We start from the raw sequence: 21,479 nt of genomic DNA on the forward strand, positions 1-21,479 counted from the left end.
ACTGTATGGAATTAGCGGTTTTCCAGGCGGTTGTAGTCCAGCAAGCCGCTTTCAATCGGCCTGTTCTGGCGATAGATTTGATTTAACTTATCGCTGAATGGCCAGAAATCAGGATTGGTTCGCCGAACGGCAACGTGATCCAGCAGTGCCCGGTAGTCCTCCTCACTGTAAATTCGCTTGGCTTGCGAAACAACATCCTGCAAGTCGGCTTCTCTGATATGCCAGAAAGCGCTTGGGTAACTGCCCAGCAAACCGTTGACCAGTGTCAGATTATCGTTAGACGGTAATCGATTTTTCTCTTCATCAAACAGGCTGGAGATGTTCTTATGAGCGCTGTTACGGACCAGAGTAAGTAACTGTGGTGGTACATTTGTGTCTGTTGGCTCAATCATGATAAAGGTCAATTCAGGAAACAGCGTGGCCTGACGGCCTTGTATCCGGGCTAAAGCATGTAACTGACTGATGCTCTCTTTATTGAGTTGCACATTGTCCAGTGCGTAACGGGTGTGATTCTGGTCAACACCTTTGAGCTTGGACTGCAGCATGCCCAGTAGTTCGGCTTTGGGGTTTGACGTTTTATACTCAATGCCGGACGGTTGTGAGAAGTCGTTGATATCCCCTTCAAGGTAATGCAACAGGCTTTGGTTTGCATCCTGATACCAGTTGGCCAGTTCACTACGGCGTGTCGCTGGAGGCAGGAGCGACAGGAAGTTTGACTCACCTTCCATCCGCAGAAAGTCCATATACATCCGCGTGAGTAACTGGTGACCAAAGTTGCCGTACACATCGAAACCCGCAACCAGCAGGTAGTGGATACGTTCAATTAATGAATAGTCCAGCACCCAGGCGGTTTTGGGTTGCTCACCGACCAAACCTTTTACGACGGTTGCACTGTCAAAATGGCGGAAAATTGTGAGAGCGGCGTTGTCGTTGGTGCCATCGCCATCCCAGATTAAGTCGGTCGTCAGATGCTGGCCGTTTTTGAAAGCATCATTGAGGTAGGCATTTTTTGCTCTCAGGAAGCGTCCCTGTTGCTTGGAATAGGTCACCCAGTTATGTAGTGGCAGAGTGGTGCTGTTTTTTTCTGCCGGCAAGCGAAGATTATCGGCCTGAGTGGCGTAAAAAGCCGCCACTTGCGGGGAATCTGCGATATCCGGATCGACGAAGACAACCCAGAATCTGTCATTGATGACATTCAATGCCAGTTGCCCCCGGCAGACAGGCCCTTTGATGAACCCCATAATCGTGTGCTGGGCGTTATCAATCATATAACGGTAACGGGCACCCACCGGAAGTTGCTCAAAGGCGAGCAAAGGATTAGCTGCAAGTTCTGGGGTATAGCCGGGCAGTGCACTGACTGTATAGCCAGGCTCAATGAAGTGGGCTTTCAGTCGAGCCATGCGTTCGCCGGTCAGGGCAAAGGGCATATGGGTTTTATCGACAATGGTTTCCCGAACCGGCAGGATCCGGTAGTAAACCCGTTGAACGCCCGGATCATCAAAGGGGCGACGGGTGGCAATGATATCTACCGGTTTGCCTGGTGCTGTACGCGAACGGACAATCCTGAAGAATGCGGTCTGATCTGATGCTGGCTCAGCATCGGGAAAATAAAGGTGCGATACAAACCAGTGTTCAAACAGATAACGAGCGGTCAGCTGATGTTTGAAGTCGTCTCCATTGAGAAAACGTTCCCATTCTGCTATCTGAGGTTTAACGGCTTGAGGGATCTCAGATTGCGATGTCATCGGTGCACCGGCGGCAACCCAGTCCATCAAAATCTGATTTTCATGATCTGGCAGCTGCGGTAAGCCATACGGCATGCCCCACAAAGGGTAACTTTGTTCATAAGCTGACATTTCCTCAATGGTCGGACATTGCTCATTTCTGTCGAGGGAGAAATCCCAGTTGCCAGACAGTACCTTCTCATCAGGCAGAGGATGATTTTGTTTCAGCATGAGCATTCTTGAGATCACACTGAGCTGGGTATTGGCTTCTGAACTTTGGACTCTTTCGTTGAGTACCGGGGAGAATCCTTTTTTGCGCCACTCTTCAGTGCTGTGGGCATCCACAAACATGCGTGTGGTATTGGCGGCGACCAGCCGCGTGCCCTGATAGACTTTTTCTTTGTTTGACCCTCGGTCGATGCCTTCCGCAGAGGACATTTTTAACTGGCAGGGCGCATCGTAACAGGCATGACAAACAACACAGCGATTCTCAACCAAAGGTTTGACTTCGTTCAGGTAGCGTTGAGCCAGACTTGTCTCCGCAGGCAGGATTCTTGTCTGAGGGGCAGGTTTGCCGTACATCTGGTCGAGATTAAACCCCGCGTATGTTGCACAACCGGAGACAATCAAGACCAGGAAAAGTAACACCGGACGTCGGGTCAGTTTGGGAAAATGAACAGTCATATGAGATAGATATCTGCCATAAAAGCAATAAGTATAAGCAATGAGGCGGTTATCTCAAGAAATCATAAACATTGTTCGATTGCGAAGCGCGTTGAGGGGGAGTCAGCTTTGCACTTTTGGCGGGAAGAAGAAATAAGGCAGGGAGCAAGACGCTCCCCGGATATTACTGACTGAAGATAGCCTGGAACTCTTTCTTCATTGGCGGATGACGACGCGCCTGCTTCAATTGCTTGCACAGGTCTTTCACACAATTGCGCAGCACTTTATCAAGCAGCACGGCTTTGTACTCGCTTTGCTCTTCATCACTCATGTGATCAGGCAACTGTGTCTCTTGCATTTCGGTCAAAAAGTCAACACCGGCATAGCTTTGGCTTAATGCAACAAGTGCATGAAATTGTTCAAAGTTGTCCAGAACATTTTGCGCGCTGCCTGGCAGCTCATCCCACGCTTCACGTGATGTCGTCTCTGAAACTTTATACACATTGATCAGCATGTTGAGCAGCTCGTCAGGTACTTTCTCGAATTCAACAACCTGACGCAGTTCGGGCGAACAATCATCCAGTGTGTATTCTGCGTTTTCAACCTGATCCAGGTCTTGTTTTTCAATCTCAGACATACAAATTCCTAAGCATGTAAAAAGTAAAGGAAGCGAATCCTAATGACATGGCACCAAAAGTCAATATAGATGACTTTTTCCTGTTGGATACAGAGATACTGATTGAGGTATTGACAATGTGATATTTAGACCAAAACCGGCAAGTTGAGAGGCGGAGATAAATTGAGATGTTGTGACCGGTATTAAGGAATGAACAATCACCGAACAAACTCTGTGTGCTATAAATGGATTAAGTCAATGCTAAATAAATTCAATAGGATAACTTGATGGATGCCATGCGGATATTGCTGGTGGATGATGTTCAGGTCGAGCGCCTGCAATTAGCAATGCGATTGCAGCGGCTTGGGCATAGTGTTGAAGCTGTTGGCTCGGGGGCTGAAGCGATTTCGCGTTATCCTGCGTTTGAACCTGATCTGGTTTTGATGGATATCAGCATGCCGGATATGGATGGTGTCGAGGTGGTCAGACAACTTCGCGTCCAGCATTCGGAATGGGTGCCGATCATTTTTCTGAGTGGTCATGAAGAACCTGAAATGATTGCCAAAGCCATTGATATGGGGGGAGACGATTATCTGGTGAAGCCCGTCGATAAAACAGTTCTGGTCTCGAAACTTAAAGCGATGCAACGGATTGCGAATATGCGCCATCAGTTGAAAACGGCTTCTGAGCAACTCCGGCAGGCAAATGAAAAACTGTCTGAACAAGTGAATGAAGACGGGCTGACGAAGATCGCGAACCGCCGGTATCTGGATCAGAAACTGGCAGAGTTTATTGCGCTGAATGGCAGGAATAATCAAGCACTGACTATGATTATGATCGATGTCGATCACTTTAAATCCTATAACGATCATTACGGCCATTTAGAAGGCGACCGCTGTCTGCAGCTTGTTGCGAAAGAGCTGAAAGATAACTTTAGCCGGGCAGGAGAACTGGTTGCGCGCTATGGCGGTGAAGAATTTGTTGTTTTATTGAGTCATTGTGGACAGGCACGGGCCGTGCGGGAATGTGAACGGCTGAAAAAATGCATTGAAAGCCTGGAAATCCCCCATCAGCATTCCGCAACCGCAAAGATAATCACTGTTAGTCAGGGGATGGTTTGCTGGACGCCAACCGGGTTGGAGTCGCCTGAAAACATGTATCAAATCGTTGATAAGGTGCTTTATCAGGCAAAAGAGCAGGGCCGTAACTGTTACATTGCCGCTGAGTTTACCTGATGACCGAGTGGCAAACGAACTAGCGCGGGTCATCATCTGACCTGATGCGACTTTTCCGCTTGTCGGAATCTTTGACCATGCTAATCTCTCTTCACATCATGCCTGTTGGCATCGTTGCCAGATATTGATAAGAAGAAAGGATAACAAAGTATGGATATGTCTCTTACCCACATTGAAGCTCGAGTGATTGGCTGTCTGCTGGAAAAAGAAGTCACGACTCCGGATCAGTATCCATTAACCCTGAATGCGCTGACGACTGCCTGTAACCAAAAAAGTAACCGTGATCCTGTGATGTCGCTTGATGAGGCAACTGTCATGGATACGCTTGAGAGCCTGAAAGCAAAGCGCCTTATTCAGGAAATTACCGGCTTTGGCAGCCGGGTGGCGAAATATCAGCACCGCTTTTGTAACACTGAATTCAGCACACTGCAGTTCTCTGAACAGGAGAAAGGGATACTTTGTGTGCTGCTGTTAAGAGGCCCGCAAACGGCAGGAGAAATTCGTACCCGCACGAATCGCCTGTGTCATTTTGCAGATGTCAAAGAAGCGGAAAATGTACTCACTGCAATGGCTGAAGGCGGTAAAGGGCCATTTGTCGTCAGGTTACCCCGTGAAGCTGGGAAACGTGATAGCCGATACATGCACCTGTTTAGTGGTGATGATTTTGCGGGGGTCTATTCTGATGGAGCAGACAGCGTTAATCATGTGTCAGACAGTTCATACAGTGATGCCGTGGAAGACCGGCTGGCGTTACTGGAAAGTGAAGTTGTTGCGTTGAGAGACGAAGTCACAGCACTGAAAGATAAAATCAGAGAGTTATGTGAATAAGCGTGATCCTGCACCAATCTGGTCTGTCTATTTAATACGTACACGCTGTAATCGCCTATATTGTGGGGTAACGACGGATGTATTCCGTCGTTTATCTGAACACCAATCCGGTAAGAAAGGGGCGCGCTTCCTGAAAGGAAAAGGCCCTCTGGCACTTGCCTGGAGCACACAGGTTGGGGATAAACGCAATGCGATGCAGCTTGAATATAAAATAAAGCAACTGCCTAAATCGACGAAAGAGGCGCTGGCTGCCGAACATATCGCCATTGCTGAGTTATTCCCCGACTACTTTGTTGGTTCGCTCTGATTGAAGGGGCGCTCCGAGATTATTGTACTTGTGTAGAAGTAGGGGATTCTCGTGAAATCATCATGGATGTGTCATCGGTTGCTGGGCATCAGCCTGATAGCAGCAAGCATTGCCGTACCTGCCCAGGCGGCAGGTATCACCGCTCATCCTGTGCCTGGTCAGCCATTGAGTGAAAATGCACAGCGTTTGATTAATTTATACACGACTTATCTGTTAAAAGACGCTGTGTTGCAGGCATGCACACGAAGTGTTGAACCCACTCGAATACAAGTAAATCATCAGTACATCGAATATTCCCGTCTCGCCTTAGAATATATCCAGGCCGGGCGACAAGTGGTGAAGCAGCAACTCCCTAAAGTCGATTTGATTGCCTGGCAGTCGAAACTGGCAAATTCGCAAGAATATTATGTAAATGGGTTTAGTGAATTCTCGGATGAACGTGTAACATTGGAATGTCAACAGGTTGCAAATGCTCTGGAAGCGATGAATCAACGTTTTGCCGCTTTGCGATACTGAATATTCCGTTTTATTTTTTACTGAGAAATCCATCTATGGCTCTGAAAGCCACCATTTACAAAGCACATATCAATGTCGCCGATCTTGACCGAGGTCGTTATCTGGACGGTTCACATACGCTGGCCTGTCATCCTTCAGAAACCTTGCAACGTTTAATGCTGCGCTTACTGGCATGGGGGTTACATGCTGATGAGGCGTTGGTTTTTACCAAAGGCTTATGTGACACCGATGAACCCGATCTCTGGATAAAAAACCTGCATGGTGGCATTGAGTGCTGGCTGGAGCTCGGCTTACCTGATGAAAAAAGACTTCGCCGTGCCTCGCAGAAAGCTGAGCAGGTTGTGATTTATGCGTATGGCGATCATGCTGCTCCGGTCTGGTGGCAGTCGATGAAATCCAAAGCGGCCCAATTAAAGAATGTGTCCGTGGTTTTTATTGAAGATGCTGTGCTCGAATGCCTTGAAGGGATGGTAGAGCGAAGCATGCAGCTCCAGTTGACCATTGAAGGGGAGCACTGCTGGCTGTCGAGCGAAAAAGCCAATTGCACAATCGTGCCGCAATGGTGGCAGCGCGGGGAATGACCTGTTGATGGATAATAATGAGTGGCAATCAGCCACTCATTCTTTGGCATGTGATCAAAGACGATCTTATTCTTCAGGATCATGCTTCTCAGGCAAGTCAGCACGCGCGACTACTCTGTATGACAAGAACACAAAGGCCAATGTGCATAAGAGTAATTACGGACGCACAGAAGGTCGCTGGTTGACCGTTTCAAACCAAGCTTGTAGATGCGGCAAACCAGTATCCAGGTGTATATCTAAATTTTTCATGAAGTTACACATCACATACGCGCTAATATCAGCCACGGTAAACCGCTCACCGGCAACAAATGTCGATTCAAATAGCCGCTTATCCAGTGTCGGCAGAAATTCGATTAACCGCTGACGAGAAACCTCTCCCCAAGATTCCACACAGGTTTCTCTGTCTTTATAGACACCGGTCAAATTTCTGAAAGCTTGCATAGCAACGAATAAACCTTTGAATTCAATAATTCTTTGCCACATTTCTATTTGCGCTTTTTCTAACGGTGTTTGTCCGAATAAGGAATGTTCACTGGGATAACTCTCATCAAAATACCGGCAAATGGCGATCGATTCGCAAATCGTCGTGCCGTCATTGAGTTCAAGAACAGGTATCAGGCTATTTTGACTCTTTGCCTGAAAGGCGTCTGATAAGTTTTCACCCCCGCGAATATCCACTGAGACCCGTTCAACGTCAATTCCCATTTCTGCAAGGAAAATACTGACACGGCGAGCACTTGGAGATTGAGCTAGTTCATAGATTTTCATGGTTTTCTCTTTAACGGAATGTTCAGTTAGAATAAAATCTAAGTGATTGAAGTGCATTACGTCAAGCGTGGCGGTACAAAAAGAGCACCCCGAGAGATAAGAATATGGCTAGGACCAAAAATTTTGATAGAGAAGAAAAGCTGATCCAGGCGATGGAGCTTTTCTGGCAGAAAGGGTATGCCGATACTTCCGTCTCAGATCTGGTTGAGTGTCTGGGAATTAACCGGTTCAGTCTGTATAACACTTATACAGATAAAGCCACGTTATTCAGCGAAGCTTTAGAATATTACCTGAAGAAAGTGTCGTTTCCTCCGTTGCATAATTTGCTCCATGACAAAGCAGGTTATGAGGACATTGTGGCTTATCTGAAGCGCTTTGCGTCACTGCAGCGCGAGCAGACATGTGGTTGCTTTATGCAAAACGCCTTATTGGAACGTGCACACTGTGATGAGGCTGTACTGGCGACAGGCGGCGTTTTGTTCAACGCACTTGCTGAACGGTTTCAGACCGCCATTCAAAATGCTCAGGAGCAGGGTGAATGGAACATGAGCACAGATGCGGAGCATTTCAGTCACTTTCTGGTTATGCAAATGCAGGGTATCCGGGTACTGGGTAAAGCCCGCCAGTATGAACTGGTTGATAACGGTGTTGGGGTACTGCTGAGTCTCTTGGCAATGCAGAATCAGGCGGGCGCTAAATATCACTAGCCTGCATAGACGTTATCTTCCGGGTATTTCAGTTGGGTTGTTGTCGGTCTTGCAAGCAGATATGCCAGCGTAAGCGGACCGATACGGCCTGTAATCATCACAACCACCATGATGACTTTTCCTGGCTCAGACAGGGATGCGCTCAGTCCTGCACTGAGTCCTGCGGTGGAAAAAGCTGACAGGGTTTCAAACATCACCCGATCAAACGAAGCTTTTTCAGTCAGCATTAACAAAAACATGGCAAGCATCAGAATTAAGCCACTGACAACAATAATCGCCAGGCATTTGAGCACTGTACTCCAGGCAATTGTTCGTTTAAACAGCACAACATTGTTCTGCTGACGTAAAAAGGTGATTGTCGCCAGTACAGCCACGACGAAAGTAGAGACTTTGATCCCCCCGCCGGTTGATGTCGAACCAGCACCTATCAACATCAACGCCATCATGACCAAAAGAGCAGGTTGTGAAAACTGTGAGATGTCCACTGAGTTAAACCCGGCCGTTCTGGCCGTTGCTGACTGAAAGAATGCATTTATCCACTGCAAGCCGGTTGGTAACTGGCCAAGTGTGGCGGCATTGTTTCTTTCGAGCAGCCAGAACAGTAAGGTACCGGACAGAAGCAGCGTTGGCGTGGCAACCAGCATCAATTTAGAATGTAAACGCAGTCTGTGGTGCCGTGTTTTTGACCATTTAAATAAGTCGGCCACCACAGTGAAACCCAGACCGCCGCAGATAAACAACAGCGAGATAGTCATCAGAAGCAGGGGATCGTCCTGATACCTTGTCAAGCTGTCAGAAAACAGTGAAAACCCCGCATTATTAAAAGCAGAAATGGCATGAAATACGGCAGTAAACAGCCCCTCGGTCACACCAAATTCAGGCACCCAACGGATAGCCAGGATCATAGTTCCGATTGTTTCTACAATGAACGTAAACAGTATGATGAGAATGACCAGACGACGAATGTTAATTGAGTTCTCTTGCCCTAAAGCGCCTTTCGTGACAGCTTGCTGTTTCAGGCTGAGTCGAGCCCCGAACATGTAAAGCAACACTGCCGACAAGGTCATCTGTCCCAGTCCGCCAATCTGCATCAGAATCATCAGCAGTACTTTTCCGCTATGTGTGAAATGGGTACCGGTATCGACAACGCCTAACCCGGTGACACTGATTGCTGAAGTTGCGGTAAATAACGCATCAATAAAACTTAACCCTGTCAGAGAAAACAGGGGTAATGTCAGCAATACCGAGGCGGGCAACAGGATGGAAAGAAAGCTGACAATGATGATTTTAGGCTCAGACCATTGCGATTGTTTATGCGGTGTTTTGAGATGAAAGATACCGCCTTTACCGATAAAACCTTTCATATGCGTTTTAACAATACGCTGAGTTCTGATTCCGGCCCAGCGATGATCAGAATATCGCCGATTTCCATGCGGGTGTCTTTATCAGGATGTGGTCTGAGTTCAGGTCCTCGTTTTAAGGCTAAAAGGTGAGTGTGCTGGCCCTGACAGCAAGGATGAGCAGAAAGTGGGTTGCCCATCATCGTTGTCAACACCACAACTTCGGCAATCGCCAGGCCACTACCCAGTTCGAGATAATGAAAAATACGTGTATCCAGCATGATACGGGCAATGCGCTGCCCCATCTCTGTTTCCGGCATCACAACACGATCGGCACCAATTTTGTGCAGAATTTTAGCGTGGTATCTGTCTTTGGCCTTCACCCAAACCTGTTTTACTCCTGATTCTTTTAAAATCAGTGTGGTCAGAATACTGGCGTTGACGTTATCGCCGATAGCCACCATCGCGATATCGTAATCATCCAGTTTGAGTTCTGAAACCGTATCTTCCACGGAGCAATCGGCGACTATGGCTTGCGTGACATGATCTGCGGCTTTACGTACCAGATCTTCATTTATGTCGATAGCCAGAACTTCGGCGCCATGCTGATTCAGTTCATGACAAAGTGCCATTCCAAACCGTCCCAAGCCAATGACGGCGACTTGCTTACTTTCAGCTGCCATGCTGTTGTCCTGTAAATAATGTGTTCACTGACACAAAGCATGCATAAAAGATAGGCCAGAAATGTCTATCTGGCCGTCTTATAAGCTGAATTTAAAAGAAAAATTGTCCAGAAACTGAATATTCTTCACATGAACCGATGAAAGAGGGAATGAACCTCGTCCCCTCCGAAGAACGCATTAAGCGGCGTCCAGACCTTGCTGCCAGAACGCAATTTCCATGCGGGTGGCCGTTCGGAAAATGTTGATGAGCTGCTGGCCCCGTGGACTTACCAGTGACACAGGCTCTAGCAATTCGTCCAGATGTTGGATACTGGTTTGCACATCGTGCTGGAAGCTGTCGCCGCCATAGAGCTGAATCCAGCTGGCGTAAGGGTTGCCTTGAATACGGGTGTCAGGCGCTTTTATCAGCCTTTCGCCAATCATGGCATAGCCGATCGCGCATGGCGCCAGCGCAGTAAATAAGTCTGTCAGATCGCCCGCCATGCCCGTGTCTAAAACATAACGGGTATAGGCGACGGTTCCGACATCTTCTGCCTCTGCTTCCATGTCCGATTCTGTCAGCCCCCATTGTTGGCAATAGGTGACATGGTGGTGCATTTCACTGCCAATCAGTGCCTGTAGGCTGGGCAGCGGACGTCGCATTTCTTCCAGTGTCGTTGCTTTATAAATGGCCAGTGCATAGGCACGGGCATAATGTTTCAGAAACAGGAAATCCTGTTTCAAGTAATGAAGATAGGCAGTTGAAGGTAATGATCCTTGTGCCAGTTGTGCGACGAAGTGATGGTGTGTATACGCTTGCCAGTCGTCCTGGCAGGCATCAATTAAATCTTGATGTTTCATGGGTTATTTCATCCCGGTTAAAGTGGCATTCATGCAGCAATTAAAAGGCAGGCACAAAGTCTTTTGCTTCAGGCGCATTATCGATAATTTTGTGCTGATACATAAACTTAGAGAACTGATTGTAGCGTTCCTGATCCACGGCAGCAGGGCGGAGAGCAAAACGAGGTAAAGTATCGCGCCAGGCCAGTTTGTTTAACTCGTTATTCAATGTATCGGGAGAATAAGAGACAAAGGTTTGCCAGGCTTTATCCGGGTGGTTCACGAGATACTGTGTGGCTTTCTCAATGGCGAGGTTGAATTTTTTCAGATCGTCAGCGTTGTACTGGTTTTTATTGGCGACAACGACCAGCTCGTCGTAAGGAGGCACGCCATGTTCTTCCGGGAAGAAAGATTTTGCTTTATACCCTTCCAGCGCCAGTTGGTTCGATTCGAAATTGCGTAATCCACCCCAGATGGCGTCAACTTTCCCGGAGGCGAGTGACGAGGAGAGCGCCCATCCGACATTGACAATCTTAACGTCTGTGAAGTCGACACCTGCTGTTTTGAGCATGGTGCCGACGGTTGCCTCTTCATTGCCGGCAATTGCGATACCAATCGTTTTTCCTTTTAAATCTGCCATGGTCTTGATCTTGTTATTATCCAGTACCATCAAGGTATTGAGCGGTGTTGCAATGAGCGTCGACGCCCTGATGAGCGGCAGCCCTGCTGCCACATCAATGGTCAGACTGGTTTGGTAAGAGATCGCCAGATCCACTTTTCCCGCTGCAACCAGTTTGGCTGGCATGGAAGGGTCGGCAGGCTCCTGAATCTTGATGTTTAAGCCCTGCTCTTCGAACAATCCGTTTTTCTGCGCAATAATGATCGGGCCGTGATTCGGGTTAACAAACCAGTCCAGCATTAAGGTCATGTCTTTGGCCTGAGCCTGACTGGCCACACTTGTAATGGCAAGGGCGATGGCACTTCGGGCCGGTAAGTAAGTCATCTGTTATTTTCCTTATGTATGATGAATTTTATTGGGACTGGCCATTCTCTGGCAGCCAGGGGATAGCACGTTTAAGCAGGTAATCTGTCGCAAAATACAGCGAGACAGAGAGTCCTGCTAAAATCAGCAAAGCGGCAAACATTTCATCGATCATCATGCGGGCGTTGGCCTGCAGCATCAGGTAGCCGAGTCCTTCGCTGGCGCCAACCCATTCTCCGACAACAGCGCCAATCGGTGCGACGACCACGGCAACCCGTATTCCTGAGGCCAGGGCGGGCAGGGCCGCCGGCAGCCGGATATGCCACAACATTTGCCATGTGGTGGCATTCATTGTTTTCGCGAGATCTAAATAGCCCTGCGGGGTGTGTCGCAAACCGTCATAGCAGCAGGTTGTCACCGGAAAGAAGATGATAATGGCCGCCATGACGACTTTTGATGCAATGCCATAGCCCAGCCAGAGCATCAGAATCGGGGCAATGGCAAAAACAGGAATAGCCTGGCTGGCGATGAGCAAAGGGAGCAACCAGCGTTTCACCGGATTAAAAAGCAACATCATCAGCGCGCAGACCAGACCAATGCCAAGCCCGAAGGCCAACCCCAGGACAATTTCGCTGATAGTGACAGCCGCATGGCTGAGTAAGACATCATGGCGCTGAATTAATTTGCGGAATACGGCGAGCGGCGCCGGCAGAATAAAGCCGGGAAGCTGAAACAGGCTGACAATACCCTGCCAGAAACCGATCAGAACCGCCGAACTGAGCGCAAGTCGACTCAGAGAATGATGAAAAAGTGGCCGAAAATTCATCGGTGTCAACACACGTTTGTCTGCCAGTGCTTTAAACATTGCGCTCACCCTGGCTGGAAAGTTGCTCGATAATGGCTTGTTGTTTGACGGCCAGTTCAGCGTTGATGGCTCTCGGCGGTGCACCTTCGGGAATGGGCAAATGCTTTAATCGTCCTGGTCTCCCTTGCATTAAAAACAGGTGGTGACCCAGCCTTAATGCTTCCTGAGGATCATGGGTGATCAGCAGAACGGTGCGCTGAGCCAGCAACTCAGTGGCGAGATCCTGGAGCTTATATCTTGTCACGGCGTCCAGAGCGGAAAACGGTTCATCCATTAACACCAGCGGTTTGTCCTGAATTAAGGTGCGAACAAGCGCAACGCGCTGTCGCATTCCCCCTGATAATTGCGATGGACGGGCGTGCAATTTTTCACCTAATCCAACTCGATGGAGGAGCTGGATTGCACGCTCCTGCACGGCTGCACTGGCCTTACCCTGTTTCAGTCTGAAGCTGAAGCAGACGTTGTCCAGAACATTTAACCAGGGTAGCAGCAGATCTTGCTGCGCCATATAGGCGACACGGCCACTGATACTTTGGTTATCAGAAGCAGACAGTTCGCCGCTCCATGCCACATCTTTGGGTAACAGATCGGCGAGCAGGCGCAGCAAAGTGGTTTTACCGCAGCCACTCTGACCCAGAATGCAATGCCATTGCCCGGGCTGGAGCGTTAAATCCAACTGGCTGAATAAAGGGATCTTTTGACCTGAAAAGGCCAAGCTCAGCTGCTTTATATGAATACCGGGTTTGTTCAATTCAGTTTCAGGCGGCAATAATGGATAACTTACCGGGGGAGTGAATGTGCTCATCCCTGATCCCTCAACGAGTGAAGTGCATAGAAGTGATGAACGGGTCCGTGTCCCTGACCAATGCTGAGCAGATCTGCATGGCACAGGGCTTCGGTCAGATATGTTTTGCCTTGATTGACAGCGTCGGCGAGGCTAAAGCCTTGTGCCAGGTAGGAGGCAATAGCAGCGGATAAAGTGCACCCTGTACCGTGAGTATTACGAGTTACTACACGCTCGGCTGAAATGGTGACGGTGTCACTTTTTGTAATCAGGTAATCCGTGCTGAATGCGTCATGTTCCCAATGACCGCCTTTGAGCAACACAGCATTGTTGCTGATGGCTCTGAGTTGCTCAATCAGCATTTCTTGATCAAGACACTTGAGGGCTGGTGGATCGATATGCCGGCCGGCGGAGCCTGTGAGTGTCACGGCCTCGGGAAGGTTCGGGGTTATCAGGTTGGCTAAAGGAATGAGTTCATTTTTCAGCGTACTGATAGCGTCTTCTTCGAGTAAAAGATCCCCGCTGGTGGCCACCATCACAGGGTCCAGCACGATAAATTCAGGCTGGTACTGGCGAAGCTTTTTTGCGACGGCCTGGATGATACCGGCATCACTCAGCATCCCGATTTTGACGGCCCGGATGTCGAGATCACTGAAAACGGCATCCAATTGCTGTTCAACAAACGCAGGGCTGACAGGAAAGATGCCGGAGACACCCAGTGTATTTTGCGCCGTCAGTGCAGTGATGACGGAACAGGCATAGCCACCTGTTGCTGAAATCGCTTTAATGTCTGCCTGAATGCCCGCACCGCCGCCGCTGTCTGAACCGGCAATGGTCAGCGTAATCGGAGTACGTGCAGGATTATTTAACGGAGAAGGTTTGGCTATTGTGGGCGTGTTCATCGGCATCCCTTGCTATCAAAATCATCGTTTGATTACGCAGGGGTGACGAACAGTCGCCGGGTTACACTTCGTGAGCATCCTGGTCAGGATGAGAAGGTGACGGGCAATGCTGCTAGTTCCCTACGCCAGTATTAACTGGATCAGGTTCAACGGGTCCCACTCTGTGGTCTCAGCCTTACGGCTCCCCGACTAACGTATTTCTTCATCTGATGCGATGTGCTGAAACTAACATTTAAGCACTTTTTCGCGCCGGTCATTCTAACCTTGTTGTTTCTCAGAAAGCAAAAGAATTACACCAAATTGGTGACAGGTGAGTTTAATGAGGTAAAACCAGCTAAGCTTTCGTTGTCGATCATGTCTTTTGAAATCAGCCATTAAGGAGCCGCCACAGTGAAAAAGCACCATCAAATAAATTATGTTGAATTTCCCGCAGCCCAACTATCTAAGACAAAGGCGTTTTTTGAGCGCGTTTTTGGCTGGTCATTCATCGATTATGGTGATGAATACACTGCATTTTCAGAGCAGGGGCTGGATGGCGGATTTTATGCTGCGCCATTGTTTTCTCAGGTTGAAAAAGGGTCTGCACTGATTGTGATTTACAGTGACAATCTGGAAGCCACTGAACAGGCCGTGATCGCGGCAGGTGGGGTGATTGTGAAGCCGATTTTTTCTTTTCCTGGCGGCAGACGCTTTCACTTCACTGAGCCAAGTGGTAATGAACTGGCAGTATGGTCTGAATAAGCTCAGGGTCAGAACATCAGGGTTGAAATGAAACAGAGCTCCCGAAGGAGCTCTGTGAGTCGGTGATATCACTTAGTTAACTGTTGCTACCCGGCTGGCTCGCAGACCGGAAACAGTTCTCAGCTGAACACCTGCCGCAACCGCGGGTGGGTTGAGATGGTCGTACGACTGCCAGCTCGCGCCTTGATCGGTTGAGTACTCAATCGTCAGACCCGGGAACGTCGAATTGGCTTGAAGGACACCATTCTCAATCACACCGCCGGGAACTGGCAGGTTAAACGCGATACCCGCTTGCTCCAGTTTCGGCAGTACTTTCTGACCCAGCAGGTTGGCGAACTGGTTGTAATCTGTGTTACGTCCGGTTTCATCCAAAGCAATGCCAGCGTTGTCATTGGCTTCCCAAGTAGCCGTGTGCCAGGCACGTTCAGCCAGGCCTAACACGCGAGGGAAGACCATCCCTTCAAACTGGTCTTCGGTACGGACAGTTTCGGCCCAGAGCGATCCCTGAAGACCCAGAACATTCTCAGGCTTGAGCAGCTTTTTCACACCTGCTGAAGCAACCACTTCGGCTTTGGTGATCGGTGCACCGGCGCGAGTGAAGTCAGCATTGGCGAAGACATCATCTGGCATGAAACCAAAGGTTTTACGGGTGTCGGTAAAGCGTGGTGCCCAGTAGTAGCCACGCTCGTTTGGATCGGGCTCATATGGGTGGTCAAAGTACAGGTGGGTCGCATGGTTATAGACGACTTTATAGTCGTTATTGGCCAGATTGTAGGCACGATCTGCGACACCCCATTCCCAGATATTCTGCCATGCGTTCCCCCAGAGCTGGCTGTTTGCCATTTGTGAGCGAGGGTAAACCTGACCATCGTGCATCAGTCCGTCTTCCCAGCCTGCCATATCCAGACCATAGTTGGCTGTGATCACAGAAATACGTTCAACAAAGTAACGGCTCAGATCCGAGACGCTGTTCACACCATCAGTATTGTTGGCAATGAAATCCTGACAGGCAGGCGAGTTAATCCACGCACCAGCAATTTCGTCACCCCCGAAGTGGAAGGTTTTGAGGGGCTGAACGCCCTGATGCAGGCTGACAAGGCCGCTCACGACGGCATCAACAAAGTTATAGGTTGATTCCATACACACGTTGATGGCGTTGTCTGTGAACATCTGAACCGACAGATACTGAGTGGTATCGTTAAAATCGGTCAGCAGATATTTGTTCGCTTCTGCCATGTTTCCTTGTGCCGCGTAATGGTCATAGCGAGCTTCCATCGCTTTGATCGCCGCGTGTGCATGTCCTGGGATATCGATCTCTGGCACGACTTCGATGTTCAGTGCAGCGGCATGGCTCAGAATTTCCTGATAGTCTGCCGCTGTGTAATAACCATTGGATTCAGGTGAACCCTCAGGGCCAGCCCCCAGGAAAGGTAACAGACAGGTTTTTTCTTCAGGATCATGACAGCGTGTTGCACCAACATCTGTCAGCTCAGGCAAACCGGCAATTTCTATACGCCAGCCTTCATCATCAGCCAGGCGCAAGTGCAGTTTGTTCAGTTTAAATGCGGCCATTTGGTCGAGTAGCTGAAGAATCGAATCTTTGGTACGGAAGTTACGGACTGCATCGACGGAGAAGCCACGGTATGCAAAACGAGGGGCATCAGCAATCTGTACTGCGGGAACTTTATTGCCGTCAATTAATTGCAACAATGACTGGGAGGCATAAAGTGCACCTGCAGGATCTGCAGCACCGATGGTGATGACCTCACTGGCGGCGTCAACGTTTAGGTTATATGCCTCTTCCCATTTTTGGACGCCATTGATGTTGACCTGGCCCCAGCCCATATTGATACGTTTTTGTGTCGTGGGTGACCAGGGCGCAGCGGTGATACCCAGTTGGTTGGCCAGGAACATGGCCTGATCTTCATAACCGTTGCCGTAAACGATGACCCAGGTTGAATCCAGCGTGACATCACCAGTACCAAGCGTCATTTCGGCTGGCGTAGGAATCACGCCATTGGCATTGCTGATGACATTGAGATCAGCATTACGCTGGTATCTGTCTTGCGCGGTAAAAGGATCGTAAAAATCGGTTATGGCAGCACTTCCATAACGTTTCCATTGTTGTGGCGTTGAAAAATCCGCTACGAAAGGAAGTTCTTCTGATGGCTTGGTCGGGACCAGGCCATTCACGCGGTTACTGGTACTGGTGATCAGCGATGTGATGGTCTGGCCCTGATCTTCAGACACGAAATACCAGTTTGGCATTACGTCAGTTTTTGCGACCTGCCAGTTTGCTGCGTCAAACTCAATGGCAAGCGATTGTCCCGGAGCCAGAGGTACAAAGTTTGCGGTAGGCTCGAGTTTAAACATATCCCCGTTAACATGGCTGATTTTCACCTGGTCGGTTAAGACACTTTCAACCATGCGAATATGGCTGAAGTAAATTGACCAACCTGTCGCGGGTAATGTTTTACTGCTTTGGTTTGTGAAATCAATCTTCGCGCGGAAAGTGACCCAGTCATCCTGAGTGTTATCCAAAACGGTGTAAGTCACATCCAACCCCTGACCTAGCTGGTCCAGGTCTGCAGCAGGAATAGCCATCGCAGGTGCAGCAAATACAGCTGACAATGCAAGTGCTAATACTGACGTTTTTATCATCTTAGGTTCCTTTTTTTGATGAGCGAAATAAACATTTCTAGCCTAACTACAAGAGCTGATTGATGAAAATAGCAACAGCAAAAAATTCAAAAAAAGATAGTAAAACTGGCAGCTGTGCCTAATAAAGCATACTTGCTGTACATAAAATCAACAGATGTTCGTGATGGAGATTTAATTTTAAGCGGGGTGGGAGATGATGCCTGGTTTCGCAGGGCATTTCTGGCAACTGTGGTGTCAGCGTGAATCGTGCTTACTACGCGTTATAAAATATTGAGCACTGATAACCAGGTGCTGAAGGACTGCTTCAGCAGATGAATTATTCTGAGGTAGAACGTGTATTGAAATTCGGGGAAATCATACTGATTCTTGCTGATGAACGGTGATTTTAACGCAAAGTGTCATGAACAGCACACAGATTTCAACAAAGACGGCCACCATGTTGGGTATAAAAGCGGCGACTTACACATAAAATGTAAATCCATTCAGTAAACAAATCAGTTGCTTTGCAAAAATGGCAGCCAGCTATCAGTTTCACGATTAGAAGTGGATTTCCGCTCACTGGTAGAAGATACTCACCCGGCAATAACCTGATACGACAAAGGATAATAATATGACAAGAGCAGCAGTAATTTTATGCTCATTACTGGCCCTGGCTGGCTGTGATGAAGAGACGCTTGAAAATTTGATTGATCACAAGGTCGAAGTTTTTTCTATTGATGGAGCCCAAATTGAAGGGGCAGCACCTGCATTAGAGAATGGGTACTATAGCTGGGATGTACTTAAATCAAACCTTAATATACCGGTGAACGCACCAGATGGTGATCTCATTGATCTCAGTAACTATGGTGGAGAGGAAACTGGTTGCGCCAAGATTGAAGTTCCTGCATCAGGTCTGTGTTTTAAGGAGGGGGACGCCGACAGTTGTGTGCCGGAGCAAGTTAAGATGATAGGGTTGAAGACCTATACAATTGATTTAGATTATGTGTCAGATGCTATAGATGTAGGTTTCTATCCTGTTGAGGTGGAAACTCTATCAAAGTTCGGATTCAGTACGGCGTTTACGATTGAAGACACTGATTGCACAAATTTACAATAAGTAATATCGAAGTGGAATGATTTGGCCAGGAATTTTCCTGGCTTTTTAATTCAATTTTTTAGCAGTAAATTGTGGTTGAATGAGTAAAGCGAGGGATAACCATGTCGTTATCCACAAAAGCTGTGTATAACTCTGTGGGAAATGGCCGAACCCCAGAAGCCGTATCGTCTTGGCCAATGTCAAGCATTCAATGTTGGATTTTTGTGGTATTTTTTTGTCCTGAACATGAGCAATGTTACACAAATAAACCCTTGTATTTAAAGGGAATAGTCATTTTTAGCGGAAGACGGTTGTAAGTAAGGGTCAGCTTTCTGGCCCGGATGGCGACTGCAATTTTAATAGCTGAGAATGGCTGGCGTTAAAGGTGACTGTATTGAATTGCTTTCCGGAAAACTCAGGGTGCAGCTCGTAGAAAAAGTTGCGATCCCTTTCTAGCGCATAACTGTGTGTCAGATAACCTTTCCCATTGGGATAATCTGTGTTCCACAGTGAACTTCGGGAAACTTTACTACTGGCAATAAACTCGCCCAGATAAGTAATTTCTCCTGGCTTGACAGAAAAACTTAAATCCAGCTGTTTATCGGTTTGTGTATGGACAGTTTTTCGACCGTCCGTACCTGTAAACGTGATCGTATGAAGCAGATAGTTCCCCGATGGCAGTGGCACAGTAAATAAAGAACTTACAGCGGTGGTGCTGCGGAAGTCAGTGGAGTCGTTCGTATTTGAAATTGTGAAATTTTGCTCTGACTCAGCTCGACTGAAATACAGTGTTGTTTTTAAGTTTTCACCGGTAGACGGCCAAATCGTTGATGCGCCAATGCTACCGACTAAAAAACCGGTATCCGGCAATTCAGCCGATTGTAAGCTTTCAGGAATAGAGACAAGAACGCCCTTGCTACATCCGGCCAGAGACAAACCGATCAGACTGTAAACCAAAGGTTTCATGCTTAATTCCTTCCAATGAATCGTTAACATTTGATAACTATACGAAAAACAGTTTATTGCGCAGATGCAGACACACTAAGCAATAAAGCACATTTATGCCACACAACGCACAAAATCTCATGGGTTAACGTTAAAATCTTGGGGATATCATAAAACTTTGAGCATTAGCTCAAAGTTTTACTGAATATTCTCTGAAGAGACAAAGGTGGCACGGTGCAGTAACCGACTCACCTGCTACGCTATTTGACAGCAATCACATTTTTGAACTTGCTTGCTTTCGTAAACAGGTAGTCAAGATCTGGTGGAAAGTCCTTATTCGCCTTTGCATGGTGCATCATATCGAAAACGGTAAATTCTGTGAGTATCGCAAACTGATAGGATGTGAAATCGCCATTCGCCTGTAATGTCGGATCGTAATACTGATCACCTGAGCGAATGATCGCATGATCAACGATCGGATCTTCGCAGCGAAACCCTAACACGTACCGCTCTCCCTTGCGGTAAATGACATTCATGTAAGAGTTATAGAAACATTCATTTTCCTGAGTCGTGCAAGTTTCTAATAACTCTGGAGTCATCGCTGAAACCGTCACAATTCTGATCCCTTCCGGGCGGAAGCCTAAGTCAGACAGCTGTTGTTGAATCGATTCAATGGAGAGATTGGACACTTTACTTTCCGAGTAACTGATAATCCTGCGCATTATATCGTTCCAGTTTCTTCAGGTCACTGTCTACCATCCGGATTGTTCTGAATGCGTGATTTGGCCTGATCTGCGCCGTGCTGTTGTGGCAGAGGCGGAAGCAAAATTTCCGGATTTTATAGTTTAAATGAGATTTGTTTTCAACTAAGATGTGTGACCAGTCACTCAGCTTAATGAGTCATTGAATAGTGATGGGAAGTTGGCTCAATAGCTTGCTTTTGAACAGGATGCTTAAGGTAACGGCTCCAAGATGAACATGATGAAATCCAGTCTGACCGTGATTGCACTCGGTCTGAGCATAAATGCAGGCGCCAATACACTTGAAGTGGCCCGCAATATTGAGAGCAAAATCAATCAGTCTGCCCAACAAAGCCAGAACAAGATTGATAAAAGTGCAGATGCAACGCTTTCAATGAAGGCTGACATTGAAGCTCTGCAGGAAGAAGTGAAAAACCTGATCGTCTATCGGGATCATCTGGCTCGTCTGGTTGAGAGCCAGGAATCAGAAAAAAGCAGTCTGAGCGAGCAGATTTCAGGCATCAAAGAAACCCGCCAGGGTGTGGTGCCATTGATGTACAAAATGATCGATGGTCTGAAATCTGTGGTAGAAGATGACAAACCGATCAAACGAGAGCAAAGGTTAGCGCGGATTGCAAAGCTGGAGTTCATGATGGCTCAGGCCGATATCAGCGACGCTGAGAAGTATCGTCGTATTCTCGAGGCTTACCAGATTGAAATGGACTACGGTACTAAGCTGGGTGTCTATCAGGGCAAATTGGCCCTGAGTGACGCGGAAAATATTGAAGCCGATCTGCTGTATCTCGGCCGTGTGGCCTTCGTGGCACGTAGCCTTGATGGCCAGCGCTACTGGGCATGGAATGACGGCACACATCAATGGCAATCATTGGAATCTCAGGCTGGGACTGAGCTGGATAAAGCATTTGCTATGGCATCGAAACAAATCGCCCCGGGTCTGATCTCTCTTCCTGTTTCTGTAAATCTGGAGGCGAACTGA

General features: G+C 47.9%; 21 protein-coding genes, 1 pseudogene and 1 riboswitch. Of the genes and pseudogenes, 9 read left to right on the forward strand and 13 right to left on the reverse strand.

Features of this window, described 5'->3' with window-relative positions; all coding sequences use genetic code 11:
* Positions 1–11: 11 nt before the first annotated feature.
* Entirely contained in the window at positions 12–2,408 is a 2,397-nt protein-coding gene (locus LN341_RS19830) for a fatty acid cis/trans isomerase (protein WP_234205400.1), read from the reverse strand.
* A gap of 163 nt (positions 2,409–2,571) precedes the next feature.
* On the reverse strand, positions 2,572–3,024 hold the full coding sequence (locus tag LN341_RS19835) for a DUF3069 domain-containing protein (RefSeq protein WP_046221173.1): 453 nt from the start codon (positions 3,022–3,024) through the stop codon (positions 2,572–2,574).
* Positions 3,025–3,290: 266 nt separating this feature from the next.
* Here LN341_RS19835 and LN341_RS19840 point away from each other — a divergent pair, with 266 nt between their 5' ends.
* The 5 genes from LN341_RS19840 (at position 3,291) to LN341_RS19860 (ending at position 6,470) form a co-directional block, all read left to right on the forward strand.
* Positions 3,291–4,238 carry a diguanylate cyclase domain-containing protein gene (locus tag LN341_RS19840; RefSeq protein WP_234205403.1) on the forward strand — a complete coding sequence of 316 codons (948 nt, stop codon included), beginning with the start codon at positions 3,291–3,293 and terminating at the stop codon, positions 4,236–4,238.
* Positions 4,239–4,388: 150 nt separating this feature from the next.
* Positions 4,389–5,066: a YceH family protein gene (locus LN341_RS19845; RefSeq protein ID WP_046221175.1), complete on the forward strand. Its 678-nt coding sequence runs from the start codon at positions 4,389–4,391 to the stop codon at positions 5,064–5,066.
* A complete protein-coding gene (locus tag LN341_RS19850) occupies positions 5,059–5,373 on the forward strand; it encodes a GIY-YIG nuclease family protein (protein WP_200896207.1) in 315 nt (104 codons plus the stop codon). Before LN341_RS19845 ends, LN341_RS19850 begins: the two co-directional genes overlap by 8 nt.
* 51 nt (positions 5,374–5,424) lie before the next feature.
* Complete coding sequence (locus tag LN341_RS19855; protein ID WP_144409066.1) at positions 5,425–5,889, forward strand: hypothetical protein; 465 nt, start codon at positions 5,425–5,427, stop codon at positions 5,887–5,889.
* A 35-nt stretch (positions 5,890–5,924) separates the two neighbouring features.
* Entirely contained in the window at positions 5,925–6,470 is a 546-nt protein-coding gene (locus LN341_RS19860) for a YaeQ family protein (protein WP_046221178.1), read from the forward strand.
* 156 nt (positions 6,471–6,626) lie between these two features.
* Here LN341_RS19860 and LN341_RS19865 read toward each other — a convergent pair whose 3' ends face one another.
* Entirely contained in the window at positions 6,627–7,238 is a 612-nt protein-coding gene (locus tag LN341_RS19865) for a glutathione S-transferase (protein ID WP_234205405.1), read from the reverse strand.
* 104 nt (positions 7,239–7,342) lie between these two features.
* Here LN341_RS19865 and LN341_RS19870 point away from each other — a divergent pair, with 104 nt between their 5' ends.
* Entirely contained in the window at positions 7,343–7,945 is a 603-nt protein-coding gene (locus LN341_RS19870) for a TetR/AcrR family transcriptional regulator (protein WP_046221179.1), read from the forward strand.
* Here LN341_RS19870 and LN341_RS19875 read toward each other — a convergent pair.
* From LN341_RS19875 to thiD, 7 genes and pseudogenes are all read right to left on the reverse strand, one after another.
* Complete coding sequence (locus tag LN341_RS19875; protein ID WP_234205407.1) at positions 7,942–9,309, reverse strand: TrkH family potassium uptake protein; 1,368 nt, start codon at positions 9,307–9,309, stop codon at positions 7,942–7,944. The genes LN341_RS19870 and LN341_RS19875 overlap by 4 nt on opposite strands.
* On the reverse strand, positions 9,306–9,968 hold the full coding sequence (locus tag LN341_RS19880; RefSeq protein ID WP_046221181.1) for a TrkA family potassium uptake protein: 663 nt from the start codon (positions 9,966–9,968) through the stop codon (positions 9,306–9,308). Before LN341_RS19880 ends, LN341_RS19875 begins: the two co-directional genes overlap by 4 nt.
* A gap of 177 nt (positions 9,969–10,145) precedes the next feature.
* Complete coding sequence (gene tenA / locus LN341_RS19885) at positions 10,146–10,808, reverse strand: thiaminase II (RefSeq protein ID WP_046221182.1); 663 nt, start codon at positions 10,806–10,808, stop codon at positions 10,146–10,148.
* A 40-nt stretch (positions 10,809–10,848) separates the two neighbouring features.
* A complete protein-coding gene (locus tag LN341_RS19890) occupies positions 10,849–11,790 on the reverse strand; it encodes an ABC transporter substrate-binding protein (protein WP_234205409.1) in 942 nt (313 codons plus the stop codon).
* 28 nt (positions 11,791–11,818) lie between these two features.
* Positions 11,819–12,559, reverse strand: a pseudogene (locus LN341_RS19895) (ABC transporter permease); the annotation flags it as partial.
* A 67-nt stretch (positions 12,560–12,626) separates the two neighbouring features.
* Positions 12,627–13,439, reverse strand: a complete 813-nt coding sequence (locus LN341_RS19900) for an ABC transporter ATP-binding protein (RefSeq protein WP_234205411.1) — start codon at positions 13,437–13,439, stop codon at positions 12,627–12,629.
* Complete coding sequence (thiD, locus tag LN341_RS19905) at positions 13,436–14,320, reverse strand: bifunctional hydroxymethylpyrimidine kinase/phosphomethylpyrimidine kinase (protein WP_234205413.1); 885 nt, start codon at positions 14,318–14,320, stop codon at positions 13,436–13,438. Before thiD ends, LN341_RS19900 begins: the two co-directional genes overlap by 4 nt.
* A 100-nt stretch (positions 14,321–14,420) precedes the next feature.
* Positions 14,421–14,518, reverse strand: a riboswitch (TPP riboswitch).
* Positions 14,519–14,710: 192 nt separating this feature from the next.
* On the opposite strand from thiD, the gene LN341_RS19910 reads away from it, so the two are divergent.
* A complete protein-coding gene (locus tag LN341_RS19910) occupies positions 14,711–15,061 on the forward strand; it encodes a VOC family protein (RefSeq protein ID WP_046221185.1) in 351 nt (116 codons plus the stop codon).
* Between the two features lie 72 nt (positions 15,062–15,133).
* Here the strand turns inward: LN341_RS19910 and LN341_RS19915 are convergent, their stop codons facing one another.
* The gene (locus LN341_RS19915) at positions 15,134–17,722 is read right to left on the reverse strand and encodes a family 20 glycosylhydrolase (protein ID WP_234205415.1); all 2,589 of its coding nucleotides are present in this window, start codon (positions 17,720–17,722) and stop codon (positions 15,134–15,136) included.
* A gap of 610 nt (positions 17,723–18,332) precedes the next feature.
* Here LN341_RS19915 and LN341_RS19920 point away from each other — a divergent pair.
* The gene (locus tag LN341_RS19920; protein WP_234205417.1) at positions 18,333–18,818 is read left to right on the forward strand and encodes a hypothetical protein; all 486 of its coding nucleotides are present in this window, start codon (positions 18,333–18,335) and stop codon (positions 18,816–18,818) included.
* A gap of 303 nt (positions 18,819–19,121) precedes the next feature.
* Here the strand turns inward: LN341_RS19920 and LN341_RS19925 are convergent, their stop codons facing one another.
* Positions 19,122–19,763 carry a hypothetical protein gene (locus LN341_RS19925; RefSeq protein WP_234205418.1) on the reverse strand — a complete coding sequence of 214 codons (642 nt, stop codon included), beginning with the start codon at positions 19,761–19,763 and terminating at the stop codon, positions 19,122–19,124.
* Between the two features lie 239 nt (positions 19,764–20,002).
* Complete coding sequence (locus tag LN341_RS19930; RefSeq protein ID WP_234205420.1) at positions 20,003–20,464, reverse strand: hypothetical protein; 462 nt, start codon at positions 20,462–20,464, stop codon at positions 20,003–20,005.
* A 250-nt stretch (positions 20,465–20,714) separates the two neighbouring features.
* Between LN341_RS19930 and LN341_RS19935 the strand changes: the two genes are divergently transcribed.
* Complete coding sequence (locus LN341_RS19935; RefSeq protein WP_234205422.1) at positions 20,715–21,479, forward strand: DUF3450 domain-containing protein; 765 nt, start codon at positions 20,715–20,717, stop codon at positions 21,477–21,479.

Origin of the sequence: Photobacterium sp. TLY01 (assembly GCF_021432065.1) — a bacterium.
Classification (GTDB): Bacteria; Pseudomonadota; Gammaproteobacteria; order Enterobacterales; family Vibrionaceae; genus Photobacterium; species Photobacterium halotolerans_A.